Below are 762 nucleotides of genomic sequence, written 5' to 3' on the forward strand. Positions count from 1 at the left end.
TTCAAGAAGACCACGCTCAATCCCGGCCACCACTGCCGCACACGCGCCAGTGCCACACGCGAGCGTTTCACCAGCACCGCGTTCAAAAACACGCAGCTTTATAAAGCGAGCATGGACCACTTCCATAAACCCAATATTGGCTTTGCTTGGAAAGCGCGTATGTTTTTCTAACTGAGGCCCCAGCTCTTCAACATTTGCTGTCGCAACATCATCAACAAGCATCACGCCATGCGGATTACCCATTGATACGGCCGATAACTCATAATAGGCTTCTTCGACAGCCAGCGAATAAGTGCTGGCTTGCTGATCTGCTTCAAACGGAATTTGCGCGGGCTCCAATACTGGCTCACCCATATCGACACGAACACGACCATCTTCTTGAATGGTTAGCTCAATATCGGCATTACAGGTTTCAACCTTGATCACCGACTTATCGGTCAAGCCTTGCTCACGAACAAATACAGCAAAACAGCGCGCACCATTGCCACACTGTTCTACTTCTGAACCGTCTGCATTGAAGATGCGATATTTAAAATCCATGTCAGGCTTGCTTGGTGGCTCAACCAGTAACATTTGGTCGAAGCCAATGCCCATGCGCCGATCNGCGAGCTTTTTGATCTGCTCTGTTCGAAAATGCGCATGCTGGCTAATCATGTCGACAATAACAAAGTCGTTGCCTAAGCCGTGCATTTTAGTGAATTCAACAATCATGCGACTTACTCTTCAAACACATGCTCAAGACGAATTTGCTCTTCAAAGGTC

General features: G+C 48.1%; 1 protein-coding gene. It reads right to left on the reverse strand.

Annotated features, from left to right (window positions below; all coding sequences use genetic code 11):
• Nucleotides 1–711, reverse strand: a 711-nt coding sequence (dapF, locus tag A3738_RS08115; protein WP_068763516.1) for a diaminopimelate epimerase, incomplete at its 3' end; no start/stop codon positions are given.
• Nucleotides 712–762: the final 51 nt, after the last annotated feature.

It is taken from the genome of Oleiphilus sp. HI0066 (assembly GCF_001635725.1).